We start from the raw sequence: 8,042 nt of genomic DNA, 5'->3' as shown, positions 1-8,042 counted from the left end.
CCCCGGGCCCGAACGCCCACCACGACCCGGTGGTCTGGGCCCCGGCCGCACCGGCCCCGGTGGGGCGGGGCGACGCATGCGTCGGGCCCCGTCCGGTGGGGCGTCCCTCGGGCGCGGCAGTTCCGGCGGGCCGGTCATCAGGTGCGGTGGCCCCGGGCTCCCGTCCGGTGGGGACGGCGCGGGGCAGGGGCCGGTCCGCGGTGGGCGCTTCCGGCCGGGCCGGAGCGGCCGGGGGCGGAGGGGGCCCCGTCCGGGGTCGGCGGGCGCCCGGGACTCCGTGGGCGGTCAGCCAGGACGGGTTGCCCCGTGGCAGCAGGCCCGCGTCCAGTTGGTCCCACGAGGCGAGGCAGCCCGAGCCGAGGAAGTGCTGGTTGCCGAGGGACTCGCGGATGCCGAGGTCGGTCAGGACGGCGGTCGGGACGCCCCGGTGGAGGGATTCCAGGGCGGCCGTGGAGGAGACGGTGACCAGCAGGTCGGTGGTGTCCAGGACCTCGCCCATGTGGCCGTAGACCAGCCGCAGGTTCGGCGGGAGGCCGCCGGGGAGGCGTTCGGCCAGGCGCTGGTAGGGGTGCTCCTCCAGGTGGGTGGTGTGCTCCCCCGGCCGGCTCCGGAGTTTGACCAGCACCTCCCGGTCCGGGTGCAGCCGTGCGTGCCGGGCGGCCCGGCCCAGCAGGTAGGCGCGGTCGGCGCGGGCCTCGGGCACCGAGGGCTGCACCGCGAAGACCACCCGGTGGGTGCGGTCCCCGGCCGGCTCGTACGGGGCCCCGTCCAGGAAGGGCAGGGCGGTCTCGGTGACGGCGCCCGGGTCGGCGCCGACCCCCTCGTAGACGGCCCGGAAGCGCCCGGCGTCGTGGCGGGAGTTGGCCAGGACCAGGTCGGCGCCGTGCCGCAGCAGCAGCCCGTCGGCGAGCTTCTCGTAGACCACGCCCACGTACCCGGTGACGAACACCGGCCGCGCGGCCGGCTCCGGCCACAGGGCGCGGGCCCCGTGCAGGACGGCCTGGACGGCGCCGCCGACGAGGGCGAGGACGACCACGTCGTACCGTTCGCGCCCGAGCTCCGCGAGGAACTCCGCGCAGGTCACCTCCACCGGCGCGGCGTCCGGTCCCACCCCCACCCCCACCCCCGCCTCGCCGAGCTGGCGGGCGGTGGGGGTGGCGCGGCCGCGCAGGAGGTACCCGGTGATCCGGTGGCCCGTGGAGCCGTCGGAGGGGGCGAGGCGGCGGGCCGTGTTGGCGCCCCATTTCCAGCGTGTGTCGGAATCGGCGAGTACGGCGATCCGTTGATCGGCCCGGCTTCTGCTGAGTGGCACTGGCACCCGGCAGAAGCTATTCCGCAATTCCGGTGGTCGGCCCAACGAGCGCACAACTCCTGGTTAACAACCCGTCGACGAAATGCGAAAGCGCCCTGGTTAACGCGACCGCCCCGCGTCGTTCACATGGAATACGCATCGGGGCCACGGCGAATGCCGGGCCGCGCCCTAAGGTCTCGCGGGTGCTCAAGCTCTCTGTGGTCGTGCCGTTCTACAACGTGCAGACATACGCCCCGGACGCCCTGCGGAGTCTCGAACTCAACGCCCGCGAGGATTTCGAGTTCCTGCTGGTCGACGACCGTTCCACGGACGGGACTCCCGGGCTGCTGGAGCGGGCCGCCGCGACCCTGCCGGGGGCGGTGCTGCTCGGCCGGGAGCGCAACGGCGGGCTGGCGACCGCCCGCAACACCGGGCTGGACGCGGCGCGCGGGCGCTACATCGCCTTCCTGGACGGCGACGACTGGCTGGCGCCGGGCCACCTGGCCCGCACGCTGGCCGCCATCGAGGCCCTGGACTGCGATTTCGTCCGGACCGACCACGTGCAGGTGACGGGCCGGGAGCGGGTCGTGCAGCGGGTGCCGTACGGGCCCGAGTCGGTGGTGGCCGATCCGCGCGCGGGGATCCTGCCCGCCTCGCGGGCGACCGCGGTGGACTATCCGTACGCCTGGGCCGGGATGTACCACCGGAGGCTGCTGGACCGGGGGCTGCTGCACTTCACCGACGGGCTGCGGACGGCCGAGGACCGGCCGTGGATCTGGCGGCTGCACCGGGAGGCGGAGTCCTTCGCCACGGTCGGCCTGCCGGGGGTGTTCTACCGGCGGGGCATTTCCACCTCGTTGACGCAGATCGGGGACGAGCGCCAGCTCGATTTCATCCGGGCATTCGACCAGGTGATCACGGAAACGGCCGCCGACCGGGAATCCGAACTCCTGATCCCCAAAGCCGTCCGAACGTATTGCGCAATTATCGCGCACCATATCGGCTCGATCGAAAGGTTCGAACCGGCCGTGGCGAAAAAACTCCGTTCGGCGAGTGCGGAAGCGCTCGCCCGCATGCCCCGCGCGGTACTGGAAGGGGCCCTGGACTCGATGGACGCCGAGCGTTCCGCCCTGCTGCGCAGGCTGCGCCGCCGCACCCCCTCCGGGGCGGCGGCGTGAACGTGACGCAGGTCTTCCTCGCCTCCACGCTCTACGGCGCGGCCACCCTCGCCGCCGCCCTCGACGCCGGCTGCTTCCCGCCGGCCGGCCGCCGGATCCTGCTGACCAGCAACCACTCCCCCGCCCCCGAGGTCACGCCCGGCCTGGAGGCCGCGCCGGGCTTCGCCGCGCTGAGCTCCCGCTTCGACGAGGTGCTCGACTGGAACGCGGTCGTCGCCCCGCACCACCCCGGCGTCTGGGCCCCGCGCCCGGAGGACGTCCCGCTGTGGGAGCGGCAGCTGCGGCGGCTGTGGGGGCTGGGCGGGGACCGGGTGGAGCTGGTCGTGGAGTCGCTCCAGGTGCCGCCGGCGCAGAGCCTGTGCCGGCTGTTCCCGGGCGCGGCGGTCGACGTCTACGCCGACGGGCTCATGTCGTACGGGCCCACCCGCTTCCGGCTCGACCCGCAGATCGGGATGCGGGTGCGGCGGGTGCTGCACCTGGACCTGGTGCCGGGGCTGGAGCCGCTGCTGCTGACCGAGTTCGGGGTGCGGGGGGAGCTGGTCCCGGCGCCGGCCGTGCTGAAGGTCTTCGCCGAGCTGGCGGACCTGGCGGAGCCCCTGCCGTACGCGGGCGCCGGTACGGACGCGGACCCCGGTACGGGCGCAGACGCCGGCACGGACGCGGACCCCGGTACGGACGAGGACGCCCGTACGGGCACTGACCCCGGTACCGACGACGAGCCCCCCGCGCTGCTGCTGGGCCAGTACCTGTCGGCGCTGGAGCTGATGTCCCCGGACGAGGAGGAGGAGCTGCACGCCGCGATGGTGCGCGGGGCCCACGAGTGGGGCCACCGGGACCTGGTGTTCAAACCGCACCCGAGCGCCCCGGCGGCCTACGCGCGGCGGGCCCGGGCGGAGGCCGACCGGCTGGGGGCCCGGCTGACGGTGCTGGACGCGCCGGTGCCGGCGGAGACCCTGTACCGGCGGCTGCGCCCGGCGCTGGTGGTGGGCTGCTTCTCGACCGGGCTGCTGACGGCCCGGGAGCTGTACGGGATCCCCGTGGCGCGGACCGGTACCGGGGCCCTGCTGGGCCGGCTGGCCCCGTACCAGAACAGCAACCGGATCCCGCTGACGCTGGTGGACGCGCTGGTCCCGGACCTGGACGGGCCCCCGCAGGATCCCCCCGCCGACCTGCCCGGTCTGGTGGCGGCGGTGGGCTTCACGATGCAGCCCCGGATCCTGCCGGACCGCCGCCCCGAGGCCGAGGCGTACCTGGCCCGGCACCTGGACCCGTACACCCGGCGCTACTTCGGCCGCCGCCGGCTGACCGCGCTGGGCCTGCCGGGCGGGATCCCGCGGCGGCTGGCGTTCCTGCCCCGCAACCGCGCCCTGCGGCGGGCGGCGCACCGGCTCCGCAGGCGGCTGGGCCGGCTCGGCTCGCGTTCCTGACGCGGGGGGGCGGACCGGGGTCCCGGTCAGCTCATGGCGAGCTTGGCGGCGAAGCCGAGGAAGATCACGCCCGCCGCCGAGGTCGCCCCGGCCGACAGCCGCTTGCGGCGCCGGAAGGCGGCCGACAGCCGGGTGCCGGTGAAGATCAGGGTGGACAGGTAGGCGAGGCTGACCAGCTGCGAGACGGTCCCGAGCAGGAGGAACGACAGCGCCGGGTGCGCGTACCCGGGGTCGACGAACTGCACGAAGAACGACAGCAGGAACAGGATGGCCTTCGGGTTGAGCAGGCTGACCAGCAGCGCCCGCCGGTAGGGCCGCTCGGCCGCGCCCGCCGCCTCCGGCCCGGCCGTCTCCGGCTCCTCGTCCCGGGTCCGCCGCGCCTGCCACATGGCCCACGCGGCCCGCATCATGCCGACGGCCAGCCAGCCCAGGTAGCCGGCGCCGAGCACCTTGACCACGCCGAACAGCACCGGGCTCGCCTTGAGCAGCGCCCCCGCGCCGACGGCCGTGAGCACCATCAGCACGGTGTCCCCGGTGAACACGCCGAAGGCGGCCTTGTAGCCCGCCCGCACCCCGCGCCGCGAGGCGACGGACAGGACGTAGAGGGAGTTCGGCCCGGGCAGCAGAACGATCAGCAGCACCGCGGCGAGATAAGTAGGAAGATCTGTCACACCCAGCATGCGCAGGAGTGTCCCATAGGTACGCACCTGTCACGCCAGTGGGTTTCACGAACCGAGACCGGCGGGCTCGTACGTCCCCCAGACCTCCCTCAGCACCCCGCACACCTCGCCCACCGTGGCCCGCGCCCGCAGCGCCTCCTTCATCGGGTACAGCACGTTCTCCTGCGTCCCGGCCGCCACCTCCCGCAGCTCCTCCAGCGTGCTGCGCACCGCCTCCGCGTCCCGGCCGGCCCGCAGCCGGGCCAGCGCCGCGCACTGCCGGGCCTCGACCGCGGGGTCGACGCGCAGCGGCTCGTACGGCTCCTCCCGCTCCAGGGCGAACCGGTTGACCCCGACCACGACCCGCGCCCCCGCCTCCTGCTCCCGCGCGATCCGGTAGGCGTTGGCCTCGATCTCCCCCTTCTGGAAGCCCGCCTCGATCGCCGCGACCGCCCCGCCGAGGTCCTCGACCCGCCGCATCAGAACCAGGGCCGCCTCCTCCACCTCGTCCGTCATCCGCTCCACCGCGTAGGACCCGGCGAAGGGGTCGGCGGTGTGCGGCACGTCCGTCTCGTACGCCAGCACCTGCTGGGTCCGCAGCGCCAGCCGGGCCGCCTTCTCCGTGGGCAGGGCGATGGCCTCGTCGAAGGAGTTGGTGTGCAGCGACTGCGTCCCGCCGAGGACCGCCGCCAGCGCCTGCACCCCCACCCGTACGAGGTTCAGCTCGGGCTGCTGCGCCGTCAGCTGGACCCCGGCGGTCTGGGTGTGGAAGCGCAGCATCAGCGACTTGGGGTCCTTGGCCCCGAACTCCTCGCGCATGACGCGGGCCCAGATCCGGCGGGCCGCCCGGAACTTGGCCACCTCCTCCAGGAGGGTGGTGCGGGCGACGAAGAAGAAGGACAGGCGGGGCGCGAACTCGTCGACGGCCATCCCGGCGGCGATCGCGGTCCGGACGTAGGCGACGGCGTCGGCGAGGGTGAAGGCGATCTCCTGCACGGGCGAGGCCCCCGCCTCGGCCATGTGGTAGCCGGAGATGGAGATGGTGTTCCACCGGGGGATCTCGTCGCGGCAGTAGCGGAAGGTGTCGGCGGTCAGCCGCAGGGAGGGGCCGGGCGGGAAGATGTACGTGCCGCGCGCGATGTACTCCTTCAGCACGTCGTTCTGCACCGTTCCCGTCAGCCGGCCGCCCTGGATGCCCTGCTCCTCCGCGACCAGCTGGTACATCAGGAGCAGCAGGGCGGCCGGGGCGTTGATCGTCATCGAGGTGGAGACCCGGTCGAGGGGGATCCCCTCCAGCAGCACCCGCATGTCCTCGACCGAGTCGACGGCGACACCGACCTTGCCGACCTCCCCGGCCGCGAGGGGGGCGTCGGAGTCGTGGCCCATCTGGGTGGGCAGGTCGAAGGCCACGGACAGCCCGGTCCCACCGCCCTCGATGAGCCGGCGGTAGCGGGCGTTGGACTCGGCGGCCGTGCCGAAGCCGGCGTACTGGCGCATGGTCCAGGGCCGCGCCGTGTACATCGTCGGGTGGATGCCCCGGGTGTACGGGTACTCCCCCGGCACCCCGAGCCTGGCCCCCGGATCCCAGCCCGCCAGGTCCGAGGGCCCGTAGACCGGTTCGATGGGGATTCCGCTCTCGGTACGCGCCGTGGGACGGACCATGCCGTGGACCTCCGTGTCCGTGGAGCCGACCGGCCCTGGGGCTGGTACAACCGTGCCCGCGACGGCCGCTGGTCACAATGGCGCAACATCGCGGGTTCGTCCGCAACTGTCCACGCCCGTGGAGCATCACCCAGATACACGACGATGAATTCGGGGGAACCGCGATGCACCGACAGAGAGCCCTCATCCGTACGTTCGGCCTCGCCACCGCCGTGGTCTTCGCCGCGACCGCCTGCGGGCCGCATCAGGGCGGTTCCGTTCCGGCGGCGGGGGCCGCGCCGGTGGCGTCCCCGTCGGCGTCGGCGTCCGGGCAGGACGACAAGCCCGGTTCCGCCTCGCCCTCGGCCCCGTCGTCCGCGTCCCCGTCCGCCTCCCCCTCCGAGGGGCCGTCGCGGTCGGCGGCGCCCGTGGTGAAGGCGGTCATGGCCAACGGCGACGAGACCGACCAGGTCCGCGAGCTCCAGGCCCGGCTGCGCCAGCTGAAGCTGATGACGTCGGCGCCCACCGGTTTCTACGGGTCGAAGACGACCGCCGCCGTGAAGGCCTTCCAGTCGCAGCACGGGCTCGATGCCACCGGCGCGGTGGACGAGGCCACGTGGCGGAAGATCCAGGACCTCAGCCGCACGCCCACACAGGAGGAGCTGAGCCCGCCGACGACCAACGAGGTCGCCGCCCCGGACCCGCGGTGCATGCAGGGCCGGGTGATGTGCATCAGCAAGGAGAGCCGCACCCTGGCCTGGATGATCGACGGCAAGGTGGTCTCGTCCATGGACGTGCGCTTCGGCTCGGAGAACACCCCCACCCGCGAGGGGCTGTTCCAGGTGGAGTGGAAGGCGAAGGACTGGACGTCGACGATCTACCACACGCCGATGCCCTACTCGATGTTCTTCAGTCAGGGCCAGGCCGTGCACTACTCGGCGGACTTCGCGGCCCGCGGCTACGCCGGTGCCTCGCACGGCTGCGTCAACGTCCGGGACAAGGCGAAGCTGTCGGCGCTGTTCGACCAGGTGAAGGTCGGCGACAAGGTCGTCGTCTACTGGTGACCCCGGCGGCGGCGGTGGCGGCCGTTCGGTCGACCGATCGGGCGTGGCCGCGGGAGGAGAGAGGGCGCGGGCAGGGCCGGGGGAACGTGCCCCGCCCGCGCCGGGTGCGCAGAGCCCAGGGGTACGGGGGGAACCCCGGCTCTCGCGCGGCCGATGACCAGTCGGCTCGTTCTGTACTGCGCCGGGGGGTCGAAAAGTGTTACTGCCCTTCGCGCGAACTTTCGGCGAAGCGTTTCCGCGCCGGTCTCCGGGGGCCCGTCAGCGGGTGCGGAAGCCCAGCGGGCCGGCCGGGCTGGTGATCGGCGAGGGCAGGACGACGCCGCCGCCCTGGTCGGCGGTGCCGCTCTGCGGGGTGCCCGAGCGCGGTGCCTCCAGCACGTTCGCGCAGAAGCGCGAGATCTTGGCGACGCCGCCGGCGATCTTGGCGAGGTACTGCTTGCGGTCCTCGCCCAGCTTGTTCGCGGCGTGGTCCCGGCAGAGGGTGTCGGGGCGGTTCTTCGTCTGCTGGTCGCGGTCCTTGCCGCCGTTGTCGCCGCCGCCGTCCTTGGTGCCGTCGTTCTTGTCGGTGAACGTGTTGCGGCTGCCGCCGTCCGTACCCGTCGAGCCGCCACCCCCCGTGCCGGGGGTCGTCACCGCGCCGGGCGGCAGCGAGAGGCTGGGGGCCGAGTCCAGCGGGGTGCGGGCCAGACCGTCCGGCGGCACGGAGAAGCCCGGGGGCATCGAGGCGAGGCCGCCGCCCTCGGGGGTGGGCCGCAGCTGCGGCAGGGGGCTGGGGCCGGTCG

The 8,042-nt window shown here is 73.9% G+C and carries 7 protein-coding genes and 1 pseudogene; 3 read left to right on the top strand and 5 right to left on the bottom strand.

From position 1 onward, the window contains the following. Positions 1 to 1,312 (bottom strand): DUF6716 putative glycosyltransferase (locus ACFVXK_RS35270; RefSeq protein WP_389620364.1); only part of this gene is annotated, 1,312 nt, incomplete at its 3' end. 182 nt (positions 1,313 to 1,494) lie between these two features. On the opposite strand from ACFVXK_RS35270, the gene ACFVXK_RS35265 reads away from it, so the two are divergent. Both ACFVXK_RS35265 and ACFVXK_RS35260 read left to right on the top strand, forming a co-directional pair. Next, on the top strand, positions 1,495 to 2,469 hold the full coding sequence (locus ACFVXK_RS35265; protein WP_389620361.1) for a glycosyltransferase family 2 protein: 975 nt from the start codon (positions 1,495 to 1,497) through the stop codon (positions 2,467 to 2,469). Beyond that, positions 2,466 to 3,896, top strand: coding sequence for a polysialyltransferase family glycosyltransferase (locus ACFVXK_RS35260; RefSeq protein WP_389620358.1), 1,431 nt, complete (start codon positions 2,466 to 2,468; stop codon positions 3,894 to 3,896). Before ACFVXK_RS35265 ends, ACFVXK_RS35260 begins: the two co-directional genes overlap by 4 nt. Before the next feature lie 26 nt (positions 3,897 to 3,922). Here the strand turns inward: ACFVXK_RS35260 and leuE are convergent, their stop codons facing one another. The 3 genes from leuE to ACFVXK_RS35245 form a co-directional block, all read right to left on the bottom strand. Further along, the gene (leuE, locus tag ACFVXK_RS35255; protein WP_389620355.1) at positions 3,923 to 4,576 is read right to left on the bottom strand and encodes a leucine efflux protein LeuE; all 654 of its coding nucleotides are present in this window, start codon (positions 4,574 to 4,576) and stop codon (positions 3,923 to 3,925) included. Between the two features lie 45 nt (positions 4,577 to 4,621). Next, positions 4,622 to 6,217 (bottom strand): methylmalonyl-CoA mutase, encoded by a 1,596-nt coding sequence (locus ACFVXK_RS35250; RefSeq protein ID WP_389620352.1) that lies wholly within the window; start codon positions 6,215 to 6,217, stop codon positions 4,622 to 4,624. A 244-nt stretch (positions 6,218 to 6,461) separates the two neighbouring features. After that, on the bottom strand, positions 6,462 to 6,641 hold the full coding sequence (locus ACFVXK_RS35245; protein ID WP_389620349.1) for a hypothetical protein: 180 nt from the start codon (positions 6,639 to 6,641) through the stop codon (positions 6,462 to 6,464). On the opposite strand from ACFVXK_RS35245, the gene ACFVXK_RS35240 reads away from it, so the two are divergent. Continuing rightward, a complete protein-coding gene (locus ACFVXK_RS35240; protein ID WP_389620346.1) occupies positions 6,640 to 7,260 on the top strand; it encodes a peptidoglycan-binding protein in 621 nt (206 codons plus the stop codon). The two genes, ACFVXK_RS35245 and ACFVXK_RS35240, sit on opposite strands and share 2 nt — an antisense overlap. Positions 7,261 to 7,518: 258 nt before the next feature. Here the strand turns inward: ACFVXK_RS35240 and ACFVXK_RS35235 are convergent. Further along, positions 7,519 to 8,042, bottom strand: a pseudogene (locus ACFVXK_RS35235) (hypothetical protein); the annotation flags it as partial.

The organism is Streptomyces sp. NPDC058157, assembly GCF_042884105.1.
In the GTDB taxonomy this organism is placed as follows: Bacteria; Actinomycetota; Actinomycetes; order Streptomycetales; family Streptomycetaceae; genus Streptomyces.
The sequence above is the reverse complement of the archived record's forward strand: the minus strand, read 5'-3'. Positions and strand labels throughout refer to the sequence as shown.